This is a genomic window from Butyrivibrio sp. DSM 10294 (assembly GCF_028539135.1).
In the GTDB taxonomy this organism is placed as follows: domain Bacteria; phylum Bacillota; class Clostridia; order Lachnospirales; family Lachnospiraceae; genus Butyrivibrio.
On the sequence record NZ_JANSWL010000030.1, the window covers coordinates 1 to 22619 of the forward strand.

The window sequence follows — 22619 nt, forward strand, 5'->3', positions numbered from 1 at the left end:
GATAGGCACAAGGTGTAAGCACGGTAACGTGTTCAGCTGATGTGTACTAATAGGTCGAGGGCTTATCCAACGAATAGTTGGTATAGGAACAAAGGGAAAATGGATTTAAGATAGTTCAGTGTTCGGTTTTGAAGGTACAAACATTCCTCCTTAGCTCAGTCGGTAGAGCATTCGGCTGTTAACCGAAGTGTCGTTGGTTCGAGTCCGACAGGGGGAGCTACAAGTGGTCGTCTTAAAGAAGGGTAGACAGTTAAGCGGTCATAGACGTCCGCTAAGCAACTTGGCTCCGTGGTCAAGCGGTCAAGACATCGCCCTTTCACGGCGGTAACACGAGTTCGATTCTCGTCGGAGTCATTATTATATTGTATGGTGACATAGCCAAGCGGTAAGGCATAGGTCTGCAACACCTTGAGCGGCGGTTCAAATCCGCCTGTCACCTCTTTAAAATCTGTAAGCAGTTAGCTTACAGATTTTTTTTATAGGAGGAAATGCATGAAAGAAAGAATAGTTATTTGTTTGATGGCTTGCATGATGCTTGCCGGATGTGGGAAGGCTACGGGACAGTTCATAGAACCATCAATCCTGAACCCGGCCGTTACAGAAGAATCAACAGTTCTTACCCCGGCTGTTACAGAAGAAACAACAGTAAATGAAAACAGTGACGCATCAGCCATGGAGCTGTTTAAGGGCTTCCTGGGGATCGAAGGCGAAGCTGTCAGTGCTGTAAGTGATGTGGAGATTTCTGTTGATGACTACGATGGTGCGTGCCTTTTTGATTTTAAGCAGGGCGATAAGGTTTCCATCGAAGATTTAAAACTTGGTATTTTAAATGGTGAATGGGCAGATGAAAATAAGATTTTATACACCTTCTTTTATGAAAACACAGAAAGCCCTGTCCTTGCGGTTTTGATTCCTTATAATCCAAATTATCCGGATGAGAATAATTGTACTTTCTTCTTTAATGTAGTTGATGGAGAGGTTCATCTTGCATCATACAAAGATGTAATGGCAGATGGGGCAACATACAGCTATGTTGGCAAGGATGGATTGATTTCTTATAATGCACTGCCTCTTGGAAGAAGCAGTTCGGGTCTCGTTTTCAGCGAAACATATATTGTGGACAAGGATGGACAATTAGTTAAGATCCTGAAAGAGCTTATGATTGCACATACCGAAGCGGAATATCATGTTGACGATGAGAGAGCATTTGCACTGTTCTATGAAATGTACAGTGATGATAATCACTCAAATATTTCCAAGGCAGAGTGCGGCTCTGAGACATATTTTGTTCTGTATTCGGATGAAACCGATACTGCTTTGGATGAGAGCTATATTGAGGCCTGTGATAAAGAGGGCATCAAGATCTCCACAAGAGATGAGCTGATTCCTGTAGTAAATGAGTATATTAAGAAGCAGGGCTTTGATGCGGATATAGCAGATCTTGATAATAACAAGGCAGAATGGGGAGAACTTCAGTAAAGACGTGTTATAATAATATGTAAATAAACTAATACATTAGGGGAGGTTACTATGCCAGAGGAAACAATGAATGATTTTAAGGATGAGATTGACAGATCTTTTCGTAAGATCAAGGAAGGGGACATCCTTGAGGGAACAGTAATAGACGTTAAGGATACCGAGGTAGTGCTTGATCTTAAGTATTACACTCAGGGAATAATCAAGGCTGAAGATCTCAGCGACGATCCCAAGTTTTCGATTCACAGAGATATTGCGGTTGGCGACGAGATATCCGCAACTGTTGTCAGCACTGATGACGGTAAGGGCAATATCCTTCTTTCCAAGAAGGAAGCCAATCAGGTTCTTGCCTGGGACAAATTAAAAGAGCTCATGGATAATGAGACCTATGTTGATGTTAAGGTGTCAGAGGCTGTTAAGGCCGGCTGCGTAGCATTCCTTGAGGGAATAAGGGGCTTCATTCCTGCTTCCAAGCTTGACCTTAATTATGTGGAAGAGGCTGATATCCCGAATTTTGTAGGTAAGACACTTAAGGTTAAGGTTATTAATGTAGACCGTGACAACAACAAGCTGGTTTTATCAGCAAGAGAGTTCCTTCGCGAAGAGGCTGACAAGAAGAGAGCAGAGATGATCTCCAATGTTCAGGTTGGTCTTGTTACGGAAGGCGTTGTTGAGAGTATCCAGAACTATGGTGCATTTGTTAACCTGGGTAACGGTATGACAGGACTTGTCCATATCTCACAGATCTGCAATCAGAGGATTGCTCATCCTTCTGCAGTGCTCAAGGTTGGTCAGAAGGTCAAGGTTAAGGTTACACAGATCAAGGATGGCAAGCTTAGTCTTAGCATGAAGGCCCTTGAGGAGATCGCAGCTACAGAGATCACAGAAGAGAAGATCGAGTTTGAGAGCGACGGAGAAGCTACAACTTCTCTTGCCGATATTCTTAAGAAGGCAGGATTCTGATAGGATCCGGATAAAATAACGGAATACAAAAGCGTGATGATTCGGGGAATGAATCATCACGCTTTCGTTTTGGAATTTGAATTGTAAAGAAGAAAAAAGTATTAATTGGGTGTCATTATAATTCTCTGATCACGGTGTCATAAGAGGGTATCTCATTAAATGAGATCACGCCGGAATCAGTAATGACTGAGGTACTCTGCGCCTTGTCGGAGTTGTTGATGACAATAAGCTTCTTGTCACTAGGGAAGAAGGCGCATTCTGTGCTTGCATTATCTGTAATGTAGCTCTGGTCTTGGGGGAGACCTGCTCCATAGATAATTGTGTTAAGAAGTAACCTGTTGTTTACAGGTGTGGTCTCAAAGGTGGATAAGTAGATACCCTTACCTTTGCCAAAATTATTAACGGTAAATACAGGCTCTCCATCAACGTCAGCAAGAACCTGCGCTTTGCCATTTGTAAGTCTTACGCTGCATCTTTTGGGAACATAGGAGCCTTCCGGTATAAGTCCCTTAATCTCGGTAATGTCATAGCTCCATTTGCCGTGGCAGACTTTGGCGGGGATATTCTTATCAACGCCAAGTATATGAGCCATTCTGAAGGTGGTATCGAAGCCTTCGGTAGCAGAGGGCTCGTTGACACCAATGAAGGCACCGCCGTCATATACCCATTTGGACAGAATCTCTTCGATGGCGGGATCCTTCCAGCTGTCTCCGCCGCTCCAGGCTGTGCTTGCAGCTCCGGCATTTATTATCACCTGATATTTGGATATGTTGTTATTTTTAACATCTTCGAAGCTTATGAAGTCTACGTTTACGGGAAGACCTGACAGAGCTTCGTTGATATGTATGAGATCATTCATGTAGGTCTCATGGAAATGACCGCTAAGGCTCCAGCTGCGCAAACTTCCCCAGCTGTGAAGAACTGCTACATTTATTGGAAGGACAGCGGGGCCTCCGTTTGTATGAAGGTCTCTGATCGTACGGAATTCATCGGAGATTTTCTCTATATATTCCACAAAGTCAGGATACTTCTCAACTAGATGAAGATATCCGCCAAGGCCGATCCTGTCTATTTTGGCTCGTAGAAGAGCTCTTCTTGTGTGGTTCCAGTATTCCTTGGCATCTCTTGTGGGATTGCCGCCTGCCGCGAAGGTAGGAAGACCGCCAAGGCCCACAGGGAATAAATACGGATGGAGTCTCAGCTCGTGGGTCTGTACATCCGCCCCTGCGCAGAGGCGTACCTCATAACCTGAGAATACACACTTAATCAGTCCGTCAAAATCAAAGTCTTTGAAACGTCTGCTGTAGGGTTCAACGCCAACCCAGCTGTCATCATAGAAGACATAAGCTTTTTTGCCGTAGCTGTGAACAAGATCAACGAGCTGTCTTCCGTAGGAGACAACAAAGGAGTTGACGAAGTCCATATAGTCACGCTGAGTCTTAACGGGAGGCATGTGTGTTACATGAAGGTTGCCCTTGTTGATGAAGTCCTCAGCGGTGAGTTTGTAGCCGTATTTATCGGCGAAAATATCCAGCATTCTGGGGCTTACAGTGAAGTCGTAGGAAGCCCAGTCTGTGAATAGGTTGCGATTTCTCTTGCTGCTGCCCCAGATCCATACGAAGTTGTAGAACATGGAGGTGAAGCGAACAACTGTGGTTGCGGGATGAGTCTCGCACCAGCTGCGAAGCCAGGAAAGAAGATATTCCTGAGTCTCGGGATAAATGGGATCCACGGGCATAAGATGCTCTTTGTCCCAGTTGTTGGTGATGTGATTGTACATGGAGATCTCTTCCCAGACTCTGTAAGCCAGGAAGCTTACGGTATAGTGATGCCAGGGAATTACGTTGTTGACTGTGACATTGCCGGCTTCCTTCTCATAGGTCCAGAAGTTGGAGCTGACCTCTTTTCCCGTGGTACGGTCGAAGACCTGCCAGTACTTCATGGAAGCAGGTGAGTCGTTGATGGCAAATTGTTCCTCAAAGAAATCATCCATGAGATGAAAGGTAAGGTAGCCATCGTCGGCAATTTTGGGCTGGGTCATAAGAAAGGTCTGCTGAAGCTTGTCCGGATTCTTCCTGGCCCATTCGTTGTGATCTCGGATTATGCATATGGTTGAATATATGCCATAACCCGAGTTTAAGATTTCGTCGGACAGGACGGTGCCGTCACTGTCCCTTATAACATCTGCCCCCCATCTTTTCGCAAGTTCAAGCGTTAAGTTTTCATATCCTGCTTCGCCGGGAAGAGTAAAACCATCCCTTTTCTCATTTGAACTCATACAAGATCCCCCAATAGTATATTTTGTATCAAAGAGCGCCGTCGCTCCTTGCTTTGTCATATTCAAGAACCCCTGCCAGATAGGCAAGAGCAAGACCCTGGCCCCAACCCTGGATCCAATCTCTTGAAATATTGCGATAACCCTCGCGGTCCTTCATTACGGCTGTGCCGCCGGAGACATTGAGAACTCTGCCGTCGGGAGAGATGTTCTCAAGAATGCCTTTGGTTGCCTTGTTGATGTATTTGATGTGTAAAGGATTGCCTTTGTTGATCATGGCTGCTGCAATACCGCAGGAAGCGGAGATCTCTTCATAGGATTCCGGGTCATCAAGGATGGTTCTGAACAGGCCGTTGTCAGTCTGAAGAAGCTTGATGGAAGCCAGCTGTTCATTAAGAGACCCTGCCACATCCATAAATTTAGGATAGAGATAGCACTCCGGAAGGACTCTGCCCACCATAGACATGGTGTAGGCTGCCCAGGCATTGGCCCTTCCCCAGAAGAAGCCAGACATATGGTCCTTGGAGATATTGTTGTAACCATGGTAAAAAAGTCCCGTTGCAGGATCCTGAAGATACTTGATGTGCCAGTAGTACTGATTAAGGGCATCATCCACCAGCTTCTCATCTTTCAGAAGAACGCCTGCTCTAAGCAGGAAAAAGGCTGCCATGAAAAGTGTGTCAGCCCAGCACTGCTCAGGGAAATCGTTGTTGACGGAAACGGTGTGCTGAAGTACGTTGTCGCCGAAACGAAGAGCTGTGTTCTCCAGGTAATCGATCTTGCTCTTGGCGATATCAAGATACTTCTCATCACCTGTATATTCATATAATGTAAGCATGGCGTGTCCCATGGCGCAGGTGTTGACTGTCCAGGAAGGAAGACCAAGTTCGATGTATTCGTCGACTCTTTCCTTAAGGGCTTCGATATATTCTTTTTTGCCTGTGGCCAGGTAAGCTGTGCAGACGCCGTAGTAGGCTACGCCGCCGGGCCAGTCCCAGGTCAGGTCCATGCGCATTGTGCGCTGTACTATGGAATCTATTGCCGATTCGATCTCGGCTTTATCATAAATGAGATTTGCCATATCCTATACTCTCCCCAAATGCCTTATTAGTGTCATTTTGAGATAATTTTATTAGCGCATGGTCGAAATGTCTCTGCAAGTAGCAAAAAAAACTGTGCAATATCAACCATTTGACTTATCAAAAAGACTTAGGTAAAATTATCCTTGTTGAGGGGGATTGGATGTTCAATATTTCGAAATTTGGGAGCAATTAATGCTAATTTCCTATATGCTTTTCAGCAAAAGAAATCCACTTTTTCTTAATTAATACAAAATATTTTGAAAAAAACTAAAATGAGGTTCAGATTATGGCAAAACCCAAGAAAACCGTAATTGAATACAGGAATTACGAGCTTCCGCTGAATTTTCCCATACTTCTTCTTACCGGAGACAGGTGGCATATTTCTGATGTTAAGTCCGGCAAGCTCCATTTTCACAACTGTCTGGAGATAGGAATCTGCCATACGGACAGCGGTTTTATTGAGTTTGACAATGAGCCTTCGCCCTTCAGGGCAGGGGATGTTACCTTTATTTCAAGAAACGTTCCCCATACCACCTACAGCAGCAAAGGAGAGGCCAGTCTGTGGTCATATATATTCGTGCAGCCCGATGAGCTTCTTAAGGGATTGTACGATGATTCCTCGCCTCATGCGGATCTTTTTACCGATATGATGCAGAACTTCCAGCTGATCCTTAATAAGGATAAATATCCCGATGTCTACAATATTGTAATGACCATCAAGGAAGAGCTGGAGCACAAGAGCCTCAATTACCAGCTCTCTGTGAAGGGGCTTATGCTTTCTCTGTTTATGAAGGTTATGAGGATCTACACCGCGGAGAAAGGCAAACAGGTGGGAGAGAGGCAGACCCATGAGAACGCCATTGTTATCTCGCCTGCGCTGGATTATATCAAAGAGAACTATATGATGAACTTTCCTATGGAAAAGCTTGCGGATATGTGTCACCTCAGCCAGACCCACTTCAGGCGCGTCTTTGGCGAGATCATGAATACCAGCCCGCTTAATTACCTTAATACCACAAGGATACTGCAGTCCTGCATTCTGCTTAGGACCACGGAAGAATCTATTCTGTCGATTTCAGAGCAGGTGGGGTTTCGGTCGGTATCAAGCTACAACAGACATTTTTCCGAGATCATGGGCACTCAGCCCAGTGACTGGAGACATAAGATGGCCAGGGTCGATAAGGCTTCAATACTGGAATACACCGGGTGGACACAGGCTGACAATCTTAAATAAATCGCGTATTACAGCACGTTATGAAAAGGGAGCCGGTAAGGCTCCTTTTTCTTGTGGAAATAATTGGTAAAACTGTGTTGTTTATAAACATAATGTGCGATTTTACGAAAACGTTAGCGTATACAATATGCACAAAAAACAATATGGGCTTTTGGGGATAAGCGACACATCGCCCTAAAAAGTTCGAGATAAATGGTTGATTATGCAAAGTTTTTTTGACTAAGTGATTAGATATACAAACTAAATTACTTTAGGATTTATTTATACAAGGGGAGGAGCAAATAGGTATGAAAACAACTACAAAGAAAAAAGGGGGACCGGTCACGACCACGTCGTGGAAAAATGCTCTTAAACGTGACTGGCAGTTATATCTTCTTTTACTAATTCCACTTATTTTGGTAATAGTATTTAGCTACGGCGCTTATCCAGGACTGCGGATGGCTTTCATGGATTACAAACCTGCCAAGGGTTATGCGGGAAGTAAATGGGTCGGACTTCAGACCTTCCACAAGGTGTTCAAGGATGCGGACTTCACAAGAGCACTCAGGAATTCAATAGTATTTAACCTGCTGGATCTGCTTGTGGGATTCCCGATGCCGATCATTTTGGCACTGATCCTCAATGAGCTCAGATACAAGAGATTCAAAAAGGTGTCACAGACAATCCTGTATCTGCCGCATTTCCTTTCATGGGCTATCATCGGAAGCGTTGCTCTGACAATGTTCAAGCCAAGCAGCGGTCTGGTAAACGTAGCACTTGTTAATTCGGGGATCATCGAACAGGGTATTCCGTTCCTTAATGAGAAATGGCACTGGGCAGTAACTTATCTGTTGATCGGTGTATGGCAGGGAATGGGATGGGGCACGATCCTGTATCTTGCAGCTATCACAGGCATCAGCGGTGAGCAGTATGAGGCGGCCATGATCGACGGCGCCAACCGCTGGCAGAGAATGATCCACATCACTCTTCCGGGTATCAGAAGTACCATCGTAACACTTCTTATCATGAACCTCGGACGTGTTATGGGAAGTAACCTGGAGAGACTTACAGCCCTTGGCAACACTCAGGTCAAAGAGTTCCAGTATCAGCTTGCTGTCTACATCTTCAGTAAAGGTATCGGCAACAACAAGTTCAGTCAGGCTACGGCCGTTGGTCTGTTCCAGTCTGCTATCGGTGTTATGCTGGTTCTTTTATCAGACAGAATTGCTAAGAAACTCGGCGAAGACGGCTTGCTATAAGGGGGGAACTATAGAAAATGGCTAACACAAAACCACAGGGCGAGGAGAGCTTCTCAGCCGGAGGAGCCCACGCCGTTATAGGATTTAAGATAAGCGATGCGATAATGATGCTGGTCATCGTTTTACTTTGCGCAACCTGTGTGCTTCCGTTTGTGCATGTTGCAGCGAAGTCAATCTCCGGCAACACGGCAGTAATGTCTCAGTCAGTTTATTTCTGGCCCAAGGACATAACCTTTGATGCATTTACAAGAGTATTTGCGGATGAGTCCATGACTAAGTCGATGATCTTCTCAGTATGGGTGACTCTTCTCTTTACTCTTCTGGGAATGATTGTTTGTACCTGCGCAGCATACCCTCTTTCCAAAAAGAGACTTAAGGGCCGTCCGGTACTGACCTTCCTGCTGATGGTACCTATGTACTTCTCAGCCGGTATTATTCCTTCCTACATTTTGTATTATCAGCTGCATATCCTGGATACCTTCTGGGTACTGATTCTTCCACTGATCTATTCACCATACAACATGCTGATCATGAAGAACTACTTTATGAGTACTATCCCGGATAGCTTGGAGGAATCGGCATTCCTTGACGGAGCAAGTAATTTCCAGATCCTCTGGAGCATTGTACTTCCGCTGTCCAAGCCGATCCTTGCAACACTTTCACTTTTTTACGCAGTAGGTCGTTGGAACTCCTACGCTGATAACATGTACTTCACAAGATCAGCAGATCTTAAGATGATCCAGTACAAGCTCTATCAGCTGGTTGCTTCCGCAACTGAGGCGCAGAACGCATCACTGGCAGATACCGGCGGCGTTGCGCAGACAACACCTGAGGTCCTTCAGGCAGCCTGCATCATGTTTGTAACTATTCCAATCATTATCATCTACCCGTTCCTTCAGAAGTATTTCGTTCAGGGAACTATGGTAGGAGCAGTAAAAGGCTGATGCCTTGCAACCAATTGTATGCAACTCTTAATGAAAGAGTTCAGATTTTCTTATAATTAAGGAGGAAAAATTATGAAAGGGTTACAGAAAAAAACTTTTTCAATCGCACTTGCAGCTGCAATGGCAGCCGGTGCACTGGTAGGATGTGGAGATGACACAGCACAGCCTGCTACAACAGGGGACAACACACAGGCAGAGGCTCCTGCAGCTGAGACACCTGCAGCAGAAACACCTGCAGCCGAGACACCCGCTGCTGAGGCAGAAGCGGTTCCCGGAATCGACGGATGGACACCATTCGAAAATGAAGTAACACTTCGCGTAGCTGTTTACGACAGAGGTGATAACGGAAACGGATGCTCAGACGTTGAGAACAACTACTGGACCAACTGGGTACAGGAGAACTTCGGTAACAAGTACAATGTTAAGGTTGAGTACGTAGGCATCACACGTTCAGACGTTATGACTGATTATGCTATGCTTGCTTCAACAAATACACTTCCTACTCTTTGCATGGAGTACGACTATGACAAGCTTGCTACATGGGCAGCTGACGGATATCTTCAGCCCATCGACCTTGAGCAGTTCAAGACAGTAGCTCCTACATACTGGAAGAACATGGAAGACAACGGTCTTACAGGCTACACAAAGCTTGGCGACGAGGACTACATGGTTCTTGGTAAGAGACCTTATGGTAACACCAACTACACCTTCGTTACATGGTATCGTAAGGACTGGCTCAAGGAAGCAGGACTTCCTGAGACATATCCCGCATCAAGCACAGAGCTTCTTGAAGCTTATGCAAAATTCGTAGAGAACGGCCATACATATCCTCTTTCAGGATCAAAGGTAGCAGGCGCAGGCGCTGACCAGAACTATGGCTTCAGAGATTATCCACAGGATGAGACCACATGGGCAACAACAGGTGACTATCAGATCCCTGCTCTTTCAACAGAGGCTCAGAAGAGACTTCTTAAGTGGAACAACGAGCTCTTCAACAAGGGCTACATCAACCCTGAGTACTACCTCAGAAGCTCAGAGGATGTAAATGCTGACTTCATCAACGGTAAGGCATTCACATGGTCAGGATACGTTTCATCAACAATGGATGTTCTCAACTCTTTCTATGAGAACAACCCGGATGCAGAACTTGGCGTAGTAGTATGTGATGGCACATTCTCTCAGGATCCTACATGGGGATCAAGCAACGCTTTCAGACCTAACAATATCTTCGGTGCAATGGTTGCATTCGCAAACAACGCAACTCCTGATGAGGTTAAGGCCGGTGAGATGTACCTTGAGTGGATGGCACAGGATGAGAACCTCTTCACAATGACATGGGGTCTCGAGGGTGTTAACTTCAACTATGATGAGAACGGCAACCCTGTAGCAGTTGGCGATCAGGCAGGTCTTCCTGAGCAGCAGGGACACAACAACAACGTTGACTACTGGATGGTAGTTACAGCTTCCAAGTCATTTGGCGACATCGAGAAGGATATCGCAGCAATCAATCCTCAGGGACTTCCTCAGGACTTCTATGATGACCTTCTTGCTAACTACAAGGGACAGCTTGCACTCTATGAGAGCGGCTATGCTAACGTTGATTGCCTCTTCGGTGGAGCTCTTGAGTCTGTAACAGAGTACGGCACAGCACTTAAGGAAGAGATCTACCCTGAGTACAGAGATCAGCTTGTAATGTGCAAGCCTGAAGAGTTTGATGCTCTGTATGAGGAGCTGTCACAGAAGTATCTTGATGCAGGATATCAGGAAGTTATCGATGAGAGAGCTCAGATGCTTAACGATGGCAAGACAACAAGACTTCAGTAAACCATAAAAATATAGCTTATTTATTGGTCCCCCGGAGATTTCTCCGGGGGATTTTGTGTTAAAATGTTTAGGTAGGTATTTTGGAAAGGGGGTAAAAATGTCTGAACAGATAGAGAGATTAAAAGAGCTGATAGATGAAGCTTCCAATATAGTGTTCTTTGGCGGCGCCGGTGTTTCCACAGAGAGCGGAATTCCTGATTTCAGGAGTAAGGATGGCCTGTACAACCAGCACGATGTCAGGTTCGACAGATATCAGCCGGAGTATCTTCTAAGTCACAGTTGTCTTGTGTACGAGCCCAAGGTATATTATGAGTTCCACAGACAGAAGATGGATACCAGAAATATTGAGCCCAACAATGCTCACAAGTATCTGGCAAAGCTTGAGGAACTGGGGAAACTTAAGGCGATCGTCACTCAGAATATCGACGGTCTGCATCAGAAGGCCGGCAGCAGGCGCGTGTACGAGATCCACGGAAGTGCTCTCAGGAATTACTGCTCATCCTGTGGAAAAGAGTATCCTGCCGATTATATTTTTGAATCCGACGAGCCGATACCGAAGTGTTCCTGCGGAGGCAACATAAGACCTGATATTACTTTATATGAAGAGGGGCTTCCCGAGGATCAGGTGCAGGGCGCGATTGAGTCACTGGCCAAGGCAGATATGCTGATAATCGGAGGCACATCACTGTCGGTTTATCCTGCAGCTTCTTTTATCAATTATTTCAGGGGAAAAACGCTGGTTGTAATAAACGAGAGCGACATTGATATAAGAGGAGCACAGAACACTCTCATTATTAAAGAAAAGATAGGAAAAGTATTTACTGAGCTTGCACAGCTTCAGGGTATAGAATTATAAATAACAATGGATATAAGCGTAGGAAACATAGTTAAACTTAAGAAACAACATCCTTGCGGGAGCTATGAATGGGAAGTTTTGCGAGTGGGGGCGGATTTCAGGCTTAAATGCCTTGGCTGCGGTCATCAGATAATGGTGCCCAGAAAAAATGTTGAAAAAAACATAAAAGGAATTCGATAAAACGCTTGCATTATTGAACGGAATATGGTAACATACCATTCTGTGATAAATTCCTTGCAGCGCTACTGATAAGTGCTGCCAGAGACCAAAAGGAGGTAACTATAGCATGAACAAATACGAATTAGCCGTTGTTGTTAGTGCAAAGATCGAAGACGATGCCAGAACAGCAGTCATCGAGAAGGTTAAGAAGACTATCGAGAAGCATGGTGGTCAGATTACCAACATTGATGAGTGGGGTAAGAAGAAGCTCGCTTATGAGATCGAGAAAATGACAGAAGGCTTCTATTACTTCATCCAGTTCGACGCTGAGCCAACAACTCCAGCAGAGATCGAGAAGCGTATGCGTATTATGGATGGCGTCATCAGATATTTATGCGTTAAGAACGAGGCTTAAATAGAAGAGGACGAAAATATGAACAAAGTTATACTTATGGGACGTTTGACAAGAGACCCCGAGGTGAGATATTCACAGGGCGAGAGCGCTATGGCAATTGCAAGATATTCACTTGCTGTTGACAGAAGAGGCAGAGGCAACTCACAGGACGGACAGACAGCTGATTTCATCAACATTGTTGCTTTCGGCAAGTCCGGAGAATTCGCAGAGAAATATCTCAGAAAAGGCACCAAGTTAGTCGTAACGGGACGCATCCAGACAGGTAGCTATACCAATAAGGACGGCGTAAAAGTATACACAACTGAAGTAGTTGCAGAGGATCAGGAGTTTGCAGAATCCAAGAATGCATCAGCTAATAACGGCGGTGCAAGCTTTGGCGGCAACAATTATTCTAACGAACCTGCTCCATCCGCAGCAGGGGATGGCTTCATGAACATTCCTGACGGAATCGACGAGGAGCTGCCCTTCAACTAATAATGGAGGTAAAATACTATGGCTTTCACAAAGTCTGATAGATCCGATTCTCCTGTAAGGAGAAAGGGCGGAATGCACAGAAGAAAGAAAGTTTGCGTTTTCTGTGGCAAGGATAATGTAATTGATTACAAGGACACAGCTAAGCTTAAGAAGTTCGTATCTGAGAGCGGCAAGATTCTTCCCAGAAGAATTACAGGTAACTGCGCTAAGCACCAGAGAGAGCTTACATCAGCTGTTAAGAGAGCAAGACATCTTGCACTTATGCCTTACGTAGCTGAGTAATCAAAGATTATAGCGAATTTTTAAGACACTTCTTAGAAGAGATTCTAAGAAGTGTCTTTTTTTCTTCATTCCTCAAGGGTGGAATACGTTTTGGAAAATTTCTTTTATAAAGCTTTTATTTGTTAACAGTATTACGTTTATATTAAAATATAATAGGGATAGAATGGAGGCGTCAGTGACAGATTGTCTTGGTTATGTGTTAGCCAATATAGCATGTATCGTCTTTTTGTGCATAGTTTTATTCACACTTGAAAAGGGCATTGATAAGCAGGTTTCAACTTTATTTCTTGCGCGGATAATGATGCTTCTTATAGGCTATTTTGCATCAGATTCAGTGTGGATTTTATTTGAATGCGGAGTTTTTCAGTGTGGCAAGACAGTAATGTATGTGCTCACGATAATTCCTTATGTGTGTCTGTTGACCACAGCATGGTTCTGGTATATCTACTGTGATATTGTTCAGGGAAAAACAAAGATTCTTACCCGGCTGAACTTTTTTATACATGCATTACCATTTGGGGCTGCAATTATCATTCTTGTAATAGGCATGTTCACAGATTATCTCTTTATAATTGATGATAACGGATTTCTGGAGTATGGTTTTCTGTACGCTGTTTTATTGAGCATCCCATTCGGATATCTGTTGTCTTGTTCCATAAAATCTTTTTATAGAGCCTTTACCAGTAATAAGTACTATGACCACAGTCTTTACATGGCTATGGGAGTGTTCCCTATAACTCCTATGGTGTGTGGCGTGTTACAGGCTTTTTTCCTGACTGTTCCAATTATGTGTTATGGTGCGACGGCTGCTGTATTATTACTATATTTGACAGCTACAGAAAACAGGATTTCAAAAGACTCGCTGACCAATATCAATAACCGTCAGGAAATGAATAGATATCTTACACAAAAGATGAAATCCCGGACACCAAAGCTGGATTTGTATCTGATGATATTGGATGTAGACCATTTTAAAGGCATCAACGACAGATATGGGCACGTAGAAGGCGACAGAGCATTAGTGACAGTTGCGAAGGCTTTAGAAATATCGTGCCAGGATGCTAAAAACAGAGCATTTTTATCAAGGTTTGGAGGGGATGAATTCATAGTCGTCCTTGAAGCCGAAAATGAGCAGCAGGTCAACGAAATTGCTGAATTGATCCGCGAAAACATTACAAAGTTAAATGAAGAATCCGGGGCAGCCTTTAAACTGGAGGCCTGCATAGGGTATGCCAGATATGACTTTGATAATCCGGTAACTATTCCGCAGCTGATAGCCTAAGCTGACGAAAAACTATATGAGATGAAGAAAAATCGATAGTAATGTCCATTCATTACAAAAATATGTCCATTCATGACATGAATATATAAAGACTAATCTTTATGATGATATGATAAATACAGGGTAATGGTAAAAATGCTTACATGGAGGTCCGTGCTAAGCATTTTTATGTTTTAGGGCAAATTCGAGTTGAGGAAATCATAAATGGATAAATATCGTTTTGCAGTTTGTGATGACGAGGAAGCTATACGAAACCTGATTGCCGGATGGCTTTCGAAAAGTCCATACGAAGCAGAGATAAAAGAATATGATTCCGGGGAAGAACTGATAAGGGACATAGATGCTGGAATAAATTTTGATATCCTTTTCTTGGATATTGCTATGGGTGGAACTGATGGCATCGATACAGCCAGAGAGCTGGGAATGAGAGTAGAGAAAAATGGTAGGAGTATGCGTGCTTCCAGGCCACTAATAATATATGTTACGGGGGTTCCGGACAGAATGGGAGATGCGTTCGGCGTTAAGGCTTATGACTATTTGCTAAAGCCGGTTTCTCAGCCGGTATTTGAAGGGGAACTTAGGAGAGCCGTTGAAGAATTGAAAAGACTTGATGCGCAGCTTGTATGTGAAACAAGATATGAAGATGCTCAGATTGAACAGTATATTGTAGTTCAGGCAGGCAGAGACACACTAAATTTAAAATACAGAGATGTTATTTATATTGAGAGCAACGGAAGAAAATCAATTATCCACAGTGAGGGAAATGCTTATGATGTGTATAAGCAGATGTCTGAATTTGAAAACGAATTAGGGAAAATGTTCTTTAGGATCCATAGAGGATATCTTGTTAATATGCAGCATATTAAAGGATATTCAAGGACAGAGGTATACATGGATAATGGAGAGTCTCTGATTATTTCAAAATACAAGTATGGGGAATTTATAAAAGCATATATGAATTTTTTAGCCTGATTGGTGGAGCTATGAGTGAGAATGATTTTCGTATTGTTGAACAATTTTATGGAGTAATGATAATACTCGTCCGTGGTTTCTTTTTTCAAGCGCTGATAAATACCTTTGTAAGTGAAGAAATAATGGATAAAACAAAGAAAATGGTACTCTCAATAGTAGTTACAGTTGAGGGAATCATTTTATTTGTGGTGCCAGTTAAAACGACAGGAGCTTGGACTATTATAAGCTTTCTGACTATATTGGCAGTATTCTTTTTTTATAACAAAACAGTTATTCCAAACATATTTTTCGTTTACTTTCTGTGGCTTAATATGTTTTTTGTGTGGTATATCGCAAATGTGGTTCTGTCCGATTGTTTATCGGATTGGCTGATAGAGAGCATGGATTATTCCAGGCCGGATGCACTTGCATTTTTCTACAAAAAAATGCTCTTTAATATGAGCCTGGAGATAATTTTTTTAATAGTTGCATTTATTGCTATATATAATTGCATCGCGAAGATATGCAAATTGAGACGAGATATGTCCTGGACCGAAGCATTGTTTCTCTCTATATACTCAGTGGTTTCATATTGCATAGCCTATATGATTGCGCAGGTAATGGTTGTTCCTTTGGATGAAGGAGTGTTTATCCTTCTGGATGAAAAGAGAAACTTAAGGATTGCACTTCCTATACTGGCCCTACTTATTTTTGTTGGAGAAATGACGGCTATTGCAACATGGCAGAGATACAGAAGGTTATTGGAAGAAGATCTTTTACTTCAGGAGCAGGTCCAAGAACAGGAATATATCCGAAAAAGGATTGAGTATACTGAAAAGTACCATGATCAGATCAGGACCCTCCGTCATGACATGGCTGGGAAACTTATGATTCTAAAGAGCTTTCTCGAAAACGGGAAGTATAATGATGCAACTGAGTTCCTAAGTGAAATGGATGTTGAGCTTAACTCCAATAGCATGAGATTCTTTACAGGTAATCCAGTGACTGATGTAGTGATAAATGAAGCTGCTTTTCAGGCAGAAAAGCTTGGATGTGAGTTTACATGTGATTTCTGTTTTACATCAGATAAAGGAATTAGTGCTGTTGATATGGGGATTGTCCTGAATAATCTATTGGATAATGCTTTGGAAGCTGTTTCAGGTATTCCGGAAGACAAACGATATATTAAGCTTTTGGGGAATCTTAAGGACAATTTCTTTTTGATAAAAATAGAAAACTCTTTTGATGGCAAAGTCATCAGAGGCAATGACAGCAGAATAGTCAGCAGAAAAAAAGGAACCGAAGATGAGAATCAGCACGGAATTGGATTAAAAAGTGTTATGCGTATAGCTGATAAATACTTGGGAACTACAGATGTTAAGTCAGAGGCAACAGTATTTGAAGTAAAAGTCATGCTTCAAAGAGCGGCCGGCTGACTATTCGTTACATTATATAGACCGTTCGTTACATAGGTATTCAAACGCCTTCTTTTATAGACGATACTTGAATTGAAGCAAAGTATTAGTCCATAAGAGGAGGTGTTTTTTTATGATTTTTGGACAAAACTATTTTGATGTCCTGACAAGCAGGATAGGCGGAGCCGGGGGTAGTTGGAACAGACAGGGACTGTCAAATGTTAACAGCAGGAACAGGACATCCGGAACACGTGGCTCATCCAGAACCACCGGTGTAGGCAGTAATAATAGTTACTATGGGCTTAGCGCCAATACTATCAAAGCTATGAATAACGCCTACAACAACACAGCAAACAGCTCATACATGGCTGACACAAAGGTCGCAGACGGTGCGGTAAAAGTAGAAAATGCAGGCCGAAAGCTTTCCTATGGCGAGATATACGAGGAAAAGAACACAGACCAGCTCCTTAAGACAGTAAAAAATTTTGTAGAAGGCTACAACGAAGTCAGCGCAAATGCCAGAAACACAACAAGTACAACTGTTAGAAACAGAGCAGGCTGGATGAGGGAAGATGCTCGGGGCAGTGTATCAGACCTCAGAAAGATCGGTATCGGCTATGACAACAAGACCGGTGAACTCTCTGTGGATGAGGATGTTTTCAAGGGGGCAAATAAAGATGACATAAAGAAAGCTTTTTCCGGAGCAGGTTCTTTTGGCCAGAGAATGCGAAATAATGCATCGCTTACATCCCAGGCAGCGGTTACTGCAAGCAGGTTTTCTGTTAATACCGGCGTATATGGTTCAAATGGCAGATATGGAACCAATAATCTGCTTGGCGGATATGGAGGATACAGCTCTCTTCTTTCTTCAATGTTCTCCAGTTGGTTTTAATCGTGCGCTTTTCAATGAGGTAAATAAAATATGAAGATAGCAAATAGTGATGTGTACTCAGGTGCAAACTACAGCTATCAAAAGGATTTGAAGACAAGCGGCGCAGGGACAAGCGGATTTTTTGCTGGGATTGTAGAAAAGCATGTTGAGAAAGAAAAGACGGATTACACAGCATCTGGCAAGGTACAGACTGAAGATGGCAGAGAGATCAAGGTTGATGTTGATGTGAGTATGGCAAGGAAGAAAGAACGTGATACTTTTATTGCAATGTCATCACCACTGGATAACCTTTTTGATCCACTTATTATAAATACAAATACTCAGACCTCAGGGCTTAGTGATAAGAAATTCAAGTTTGATCTGGATGCAGATGGCAAGCAGGATGAGATTTCAATGACCAAAGCCGGGAGCGGGTTTTTGGCTCTTGATAAAAATGCTGACGGGAAGATAAATGACGGCACTGAACTGTTTGGAGTAAAGAGCGGTGACGGCTTTAGGGACCTGGCAGAGTACGATACTGACGGCAACGGTTGGATTGATGAAAACGATGATGTTTTTGACAAGCTCAAAGTCTGGAGTAAGACAGAGGATGGTAAAGATGAGCTAAAGAGCCTAAAGGAATCAGGAGTAGGCGCGATTTTTCTTGGAGCGGAGAACACAGAGTTCACTATTGAAGGTGAAGATGGAGTACTGGATGGTAAGGTCAGAAAGACTGGTATCTTTTTGAAAGAAGATGGAACAGCAGGTACAATCCAGCATGTTGATCTTGCTATAAAAGGTCGTGAATCCGAACTCATGAGTGCTGCTGAAAAGCTGGATGAAGTCCTGGAAAATATGCGCAGTGAAAGATCTCAGAGAAATAGGCGCAATAACAATAACGATAATGCCAGACGCAGAGCCCAGAAAGCAAAACAGAAAAAGCAGCTTGAGGACTATCAAAAGAGACAGGAGCGGACAAAAGAGCTGACAGAGAAAGCTATAGAGCGGCATAAGATGCTTTATGGAACATAATACATTCTAGTTAGGAAATCAACACTAGGGAATAACGCACATCGGCAAAAATGTATGAGATTTGCCGATGTGCGTTGCTTTTTGTGAGAAAATTTTAATTTGTGCGGTATTGATTTGTGACGATGCTATGCCAGTGTGTCAGGCCTGGGCAAGCATTCTGCCAAGGTCTTCGCATTGTGCGACTGCGTCGGCATCGGGAGCGCTGTTGGCGATAACGCCTTCGCCGCCGAGGATGGTGGCACCTGCAGAGGTGAGTCTGTCCTGCCAGTCACGCATCCACTGGCCGTCGCCCCAGCCGTAGGATCCAAACAGGGCGATCTTTTTGCCGCTGCATCTGTTCTCGTATTCTGACATGAAGGGTTCAACGGTTCCTTCCTCGAGAACCTCTGCGCCCATGGCGGGACAGCCGAAGGCGATAACGGATTCATTTGCTGCATCTGAAGGACTGATGGAGTCGAAGGTAATAACCTCTGCTTCTCCGCCTGCACTTGTGATTCCGTTTGCTACAGCGTCTGCCATAGCCTGTGTATTTCCACTTCCGCTCCAAAAAACAACTTTAACTTTACTCATACCTTTTTTCCTTTCCGGCATTTCTATTGATTGGATTAAAATGCTCTTGCCAAATAAGTTAGCAAATGCTAACATAATAATCAATAAAAAGGATTGATAACTTTTATCATCGTATAACAAAAGCCTTGAAATGCCTGCATATATGCGGGCATTAAAATATGATAAAAGTTAGCGATAACTAACACACTCTAATATAATCATATAAAAGGGAGGATTAACTCTGTGGGCGACCAATTGCTGATACGATTATGTTCACCTACTCTGGCGGGGATTAAGACGGGGAATCTGTTCACTGTTGATGTTGATGACAGGGACATGTTTAATTGTGAGGTTAGGGAGTTTAATGCAAGACTGTCGGGCAAAGGAATCCGCATGATTCCGGTGAGGTACTGGAAGGGACATGTCCTTATCTACCTGTACAGACCTGCTTTTCTTAAAAGAGATTTTGCAAATGAAGAGGTAAGAAGGATCCTGAAGGAAAAGGGATATTCCTACAGCAATGCAGACAGGTGCGTGGCGGAGCTGGCAAGGCATCTGGCGATTGATCCGTCTTTTCCTCATGAGATAGGTCTTTTTCTGGGGTATCCTGTTGCGGATGTGATCGGGTTTATGAAGAGTCCGGAAGAGGGGGTTAAGTATACGGGATTCTGGAAGGTGTATGGGGATAAGGATGCTGCCCTTAAGATCTTTGACAGGTACAAAAAGTGTACCGAAATTTACAGCAGGGCTCACCGAGCCGGCAAGTCGCTGGAGCAGTTGACGGTGGCGGGGTGAGAAGGATGAGAATGGGATGAGATGACAAGGGGACGGGGGATGACAAGGGGACGGGTGAGTCAATGGGGACGGTTCTTGCTGACTCGCTTCGTGAGTCAGCAAGAACCGTCCCCATTGACTCATCCGTCCCCTTGTCATCCCCCGTCCCTTTCTTGATAAAAGTTATCATGAGTAAATCTTGATACTTTAGTTAGCTGCAACTAACATAATGTAATAGAGACTTTTGCAATACATGAAGGAGGAGAATATGAGTTTGAGTGAATTGGAACGAAACAGACATGCTGTTGTGGAGAAACTGACCGGAGATGAGAGATTCATGAGCAGGATCACCTCCATAGGTCTGACACCGGGCTGCACGATCAAGGTCATCAGGAATGACAAGAACAGGCCAATGCTGATCTACACAAGGGACACCCTTATCGCACTTAACAGAAACGAGTGCAAGGGCATCGAGGTTACGGAGGTGGCAGTATGAACTCAGCTACCATAGCGCTGCTGGGGCAGCCTAACTCCGGCAAATCCACTCTTTTCAATGCTCTTACGGGCCTTCGTCAGCATGTGGGTAACTGGCCGGGCAAGACCGTTGAGAAAAAGGAGGGAAGCTTCACCTACAGGGGGATGGATTGTGCCATAGCTGATCTTCCGGGATCCTACAGCCTTACGGCCAATTCTGACGAGGAACTTATCACAAGAGATTATATCGCATCGGGAAAAGCTGATGTTGTCTGCATTCTGGCTGACAGCTCACAGCTGGAGAGAAGTCTTTTCATGACTGCGGACTACGCCGGCATCGACGTGCCCAGTTTTCTTGTACTGAACATGGCTGATGTGGCAGCAGATCAGGGCAAGACCATAGATGTTAAGGCTATTGAGAAAAAAATCGGTATTCCGGTGCTTCTTTTTTCTGCCACCGAAGGCAAGAAGTATGAGCCCTACTATGAGATCATGGAGAGGGCTGTCAATGAGAAATCCAAGATAAATGTAAAGGCTCTGGAAGCAGAGTATGAGAAAATTGAAGGCTATAGTGAGCTGAAGGCAATGATCCCTGAAGGGCTGGTCAAGGGCTTTACGCCTATGTGGCTGGCAATCAAGGCAATCGAGGGGGATAAGCAGGTTCATGCCATGCTAAAGAAGCAGCTTACCACAGAGAACTACAAGAAAGTGGCCACTATCTGCAGTAACAGTCAGGGAGCCATTGCGACAGGCAGCAGCAAATTCAAATGGATAGATGAGATCCTGGAGGGCTGTGTTACTTCCCGCAAGAAAAATGTTGCTCTGGGTAAGCTTGATAAGATATTCCTCAGCAAGGTATGGGGTAAGCCTGCGGTTATCCTTACAGTTCTGCTGGGACTTATCGCATCCTTTATTCCGGCCCTGCCTTTTATGGCAATAGGATCCGGAATTGCGGCTCTGAAAACACCGGTGGCAGCGGCACTTAACGCTGTGGGAGCGCCGGAGGTTCTGATACAGATCGTGTGTACGGTTATCATTCAGTCTTTTAGCTATATTGTCAAGATGCTGGGCTTTGTGTTCGGTGTTACCCTTGTGTTCGGACTGTTGGAGGAAGTGGGTGTAATGGCCCGCATTTCCTACGTTTTTGATAATACAATGGGAAAACTTGGACTACAGGGAAAATCCGTGATGCCTTTCCTTGTAAGCTTTGGCTGTACCATGGGAGGTGCTGCCGGTGCCAGAGTTATTGATAACTGGGGACAGAAGGTTCTGACCATTGCGCTGGCGTGGGCAGTTCCCTGCGGCGCAGCATGGGCTGTAATACCGATGCTCTCTGCAATTTTCTTCGGCCCGGGAGCAGTGCTGGTTATCGTGGCGATTCTTTTTACCATGGTTCTTCATATGTGGGTTACTGCTAAGATATTCGGCAGGAAGCTGGTTCAGAAAAATGACAGATACGGAATGATCATGGAGCTTCCGCCTTATCATAAGCCCAAGATCGGCGCCCTTCTCCGTTATGTCCTTGGAAGGACCGGAGATACCTTCAAGAGAGTATCCAGCGTGGTTCTTCTGGTCTGCGGCCTCTTCTGGCTGCTTAGCTATACTTTTGTACCGGGAACGCACCCTATTCTGTATCGCATAGGTACTGCCATTGAGCCTGTGACCAGAATCTTTGGCCTTGGCTGGCAGCTATTTATTGCATTTATTGCTTCCGCAGTGGGAAAAGAGGGTGCTATCGGAGTTATCAGTGCGCTTTACACCGGAGGAAATCTGTCCTCTGCCTTTAATGATGCTATGAACGGAGCGGGTGCTGCATCGAATCTCAATGAAGTACTTCTTTCAAATGTGTCAAAGGCTGAGGCACTGGCATTTATCTTTGCCATGACCTTCAATATGCCCTGTGTTGTTGCACTGGCTGCTACCTTCCAGGAGACCTACTCCGTTAAGTGGACTGCAAGGATTGCTCTGTACTACACGGCGACAGCACTGCTTCTATCGGCTGTGGCGTATCACATCGGTCTTCTGATTTTCTGACGATGAGTCTGCGAG

At 44.2% G+C, this 22619-nt stretch carries 22 protein-coding genes and 3 tRNA genes; 22 read left to right on the top strand and 3 right to left on the bottom strand.

From position 1 onward, the window contains the following. Window positions 1–144 precede the first annotated feature (144 nt). From NXH67_RS00515 to NXH67_RS00535, 5 genes are all read left to right on the top strand, one after another. Window positions 145–217 (top strand) — tRNA-Asn (locus tag NXH67_RS00515). A 65-nt stretch (window positions 218–282) separates the two neighbouring features. Continuing rightward, window positions 283–354: transfer RNA gene (locus NXH67_RS00520), tRNA-Glu, on the top strand. A 14-nt stretch (window positions 355–368) separates the two neighbouring features. Then, a tRNA-Cys gene (locus tag NXH67_RS00525) sits at window positions 369–439 on the top strand. A gap of 53 nt (window positions 440–492) precedes the next feature. Then, window positions 493–1479 (top strand): hypothetical protein, encoded by a 987-nt coding sequence (locus NXH67_RS00530; protein ID WP_272795991.1) that lies wholly within the window; start codon window positions 493–495, stop codon window positions 1477–1479. 51 nt (window positions 1480–1530) lie between these two features. Next, complete coding sequence (locus NXH67_RS00535) at window positions 1531–2439, top strand: S1 RNA-binding domain-containing protein (RefSeq protein ID WP_272795992.1); 909 nt, start codon at window positions 1531–1533, stop codon at window positions 2437–2439. A gap of 115 nt (window positions 2440–2554) precedes the next feature. On the opposite strand, the gene gnpA is transcribed toward NXH67_RS00535, so the two are convergent. Both gnpA and NXH67_RS00545 read right to left on the bottom strand, forming a co-directional pair. After that, window positions 2555–4717: a 1,3-beta-galactosyl-N-acetylhexosamine phosphorylase gene (gene gnpA / locus NXH67_RS00540; RefSeq protein ID WP_272795994.1), complete on the bottom strand. Its 2163-nt coding sequence runs from the start codon at window positions 4715–4717 to the stop codon at window positions 2555–2557. 28 nt (window positions 4718–4745) lie between these two features. Next, window positions 4746–5795, bottom strand: a complete 1050-nt coding sequence (locus NXH67_RS00545) for a glycoside hydrolase family 88/105 protein (RefSeq protein WP_272795995.1) — start codon at window positions 5793–5795, stop codon at window positions 4746–4748. 287 nt (window positions 5796–6082) lie between these two features. Here NXH67_RS00545 and NXH67_RS00550 point away from each other — a divergent pair, with 287 nt between their 5' ends. From NXH67_RS00550 to NXH67_RS00615, 14 genes are all read left to right on the top strand, one after another. Beyond that, window positions 6083–7030 carry an AraC family transcriptional regulator gene (locus tag NXH67_RS00550; protein WP_022779423.1) on the top strand — a complete coding sequence of 316 codons (948 nt, stop codon included), beginning with the start codon at window positions 6083–6085 and terminating at the stop codon, window positions 7028–7030. A gap of 287 nt (window positions 7031–7317) precedes the next feature. After that, complete coding sequence (locus NXH67_RS00555; protein ID WP_022779422.1) at window positions 7318–8268, top strand: ABC transporter permease; 951 nt, start codon at window positions 7318–7320, stop codon at window positions 8266–8268. A gap of 17 nt (window positions 8269–8285) precedes the next feature. Next, the gene (locus NXH67_RS00560; protein ID WP_022779421.1) at window positions 8286–9212 is read left to right on the top strand and encodes a carbohydrate ABC transporter permease; all 927 of its coding nucleotides are present in this window, start codon (window positions 8286–8288) and stop codon (window positions 9210–9212) included. Window positions 9213–9284: 72 nt separating this feature from the next. After that, window positions 9285–11036 (top strand): extracellular solute-binding protein, encoded by a 1752-nt coding sequence (locus tag NXH67_RS00565; RefSeq protein ID WP_272795997.1) that lies wholly within the window; start codon window positions 9285–9287, stop codon window positions 11034–11036. A gap of 97 nt (window positions 11037–11133) precedes the next feature. Further along, window positions 11134–11892: an NAD-dependent protein deacylase gene (locus NXH67_RS00570; protein WP_272795998.1), complete on the top strand. Its 759-nt coding sequence runs from the start codon at window positions 11134–11136 to the stop codon at window positions 11890–11892. Window positions 11893–11898: 6 nt separating this feature from the next. Next, on the top strand, window positions 11899–12072 hold the full coding sequence (locus NXH67_RS00575) for a DUF951 domain-containing protein (RefSeq protein ID WP_081644362.1): 174 nt from the start codon (window positions 11899–11901) through the stop codon (window positions 12070–12072). A 106-nt stretch (window positions 12073–12178) separates the two neighbouring features. Then, a complete protein-coding gene (gene rpsF / locus NXH67_RS00580; RefSeq protein WP_022779418.1) occupies window positions 12179–12466 on the top strand; it encodes a 30S ribosomal protein S6 in 288 nt (95 codons plus the stop codon). 18 nt (window positions 12467–12484) lie between these two features. Further along, entirely contained in the window at window positions 12485–12940 is a 456-nt protein-coding gene (locus tag NXH67_RS00585) for a single-stranded DNA-binding protein (protein WP_272795999.1), read from the top strand. A gap of 18 nt (window positions 12941–12958) precedes the next feature. Further along, window positions 12959–13222, top strand: a complete 264-nt coding sequence (gene rpsR, locus NXH67_RS00590; protein ID WP_022766233.1) for a 30S ribosomal protein S18 — start codon at window positions 12959–12961, stop codon at window positions 13220–13222. A 418-nt stretch (window positions 13223–13640) separates the two neighbouring features. Then, a complete protein-coding gene (locus tag NXH67_RS00595; protein WP_272796000.1) occupies window positions 13641–14504 on the top strand; it encodes a GGDEF domain-containing protein in 864 nt (287 codons plus the stop codon). A 204-nt stretch (window positions 14505–14708) separates the two neighbouring features. Then, entirely contained in the window at window positions 14709–15476 is a 768-nt protein-coding gene (locus NXH67_RS00600) for a LytR/AlgR family response regulator transcription factor (protein ID WP_272796001.1), read from the top strand. 11 nt (window positions 15477–15487) lie between these two features. Beyond that, window positions 15488–16891 carry a sensor histidine kinase gene (locus NXH67_RS00605; protein WP_272796002.1) on the top strand — a complete coding sequence of 468 codons (1404 nt, stop codon included), beginning with the start codon at window positions 15488–15490 and terminating at the stop codon, window positions 16889–16891. A gap of 112 nt (window positions 16892–17003) precedes the next feature. After that, on the top strand, window positions 17004–17762 hold the full coding sequence (locus NXH67_RS00610; RefSeq protein ID WP_272796003.1) for a hypothetical protein: 759 nt from the start codon (window positions 17004–17006) through the stop codon (window positions 17760–17762). Between the two features lie 30 nt (window positions 17763–17792). Next, window positions 17793–18773: a hypothetical protein gene (locus NXH67_RS00615; RefSeq protein ID WP_272796004.1), complete on the top strand. Its 981-nt coding sequence runs from the start codon at window positions 17793–17795 to the stop codon at window positions 18771–18773. A gap of 138 nt (window positions 18774–18911) precedes the next feature. Here NXH67_RS00615 and NXH67_RS00620 read toward each other — a convergent pair whose 3' ends face one another. Then, complete coding sequence (locus NXH67_RS00620; RefSeq protein ID WP_272796005.1) at window positions 18912–19343, bottom strand: flavodoxin; 432 nt, start codon at window positions 19341–19343, stop codon at window positions 18912–18914. A gap of 222 nt (window positions 19344–19565) precedes the next feature. Here NXH67_RS00620 and NXH67_RS00625 point away from each other — a divergent pair, with 222 nt between their 5' ends. The 3 genes from NXH67_RS00625 (at window position 19566) to feoB (ending at window position 22604) form a co-directional block, all read left to right on the top strand. Next, the gene (locus NXH67_RS00625; protein WP_022779414.1) at window positions 19566–20117 is read left to right on the top strand and encodes a DUF3793 family protein; all 552 of its coding nucleotides are present in this window, start codon (window positions 19566–19568) and stop codon (window positions 20115–20117) included. A gap of 247 nt (window positions 20118–20364) precedes the next feature. Continuing rightward, complete coding sequence (locus tag NXH67_RS00630; RefSeq protein ID WP_022779413.1) at window positions 20365–20592, top strand: FeoA family protein; 228 nt, start codon at window positions 20365–20367, stop codon at window positions 20590–20592. Then, complete coding sequence (gene feoB, locus NXH67_RS00635) at window positions 20589–22604, top strand: ferrous iron transport protein B (RefSeq protein ID WP_272796006.1); 2016 nt, start codon at window positions 20589–20591, stop codon at window positions 22602–22604. Before NXH67_RS00630 ends, feoB begins: the two co-directional genes overlap by 4 nt. The last annotated feature ends 15 nt before the right edge of the window (window positions 22605–22619 follow it).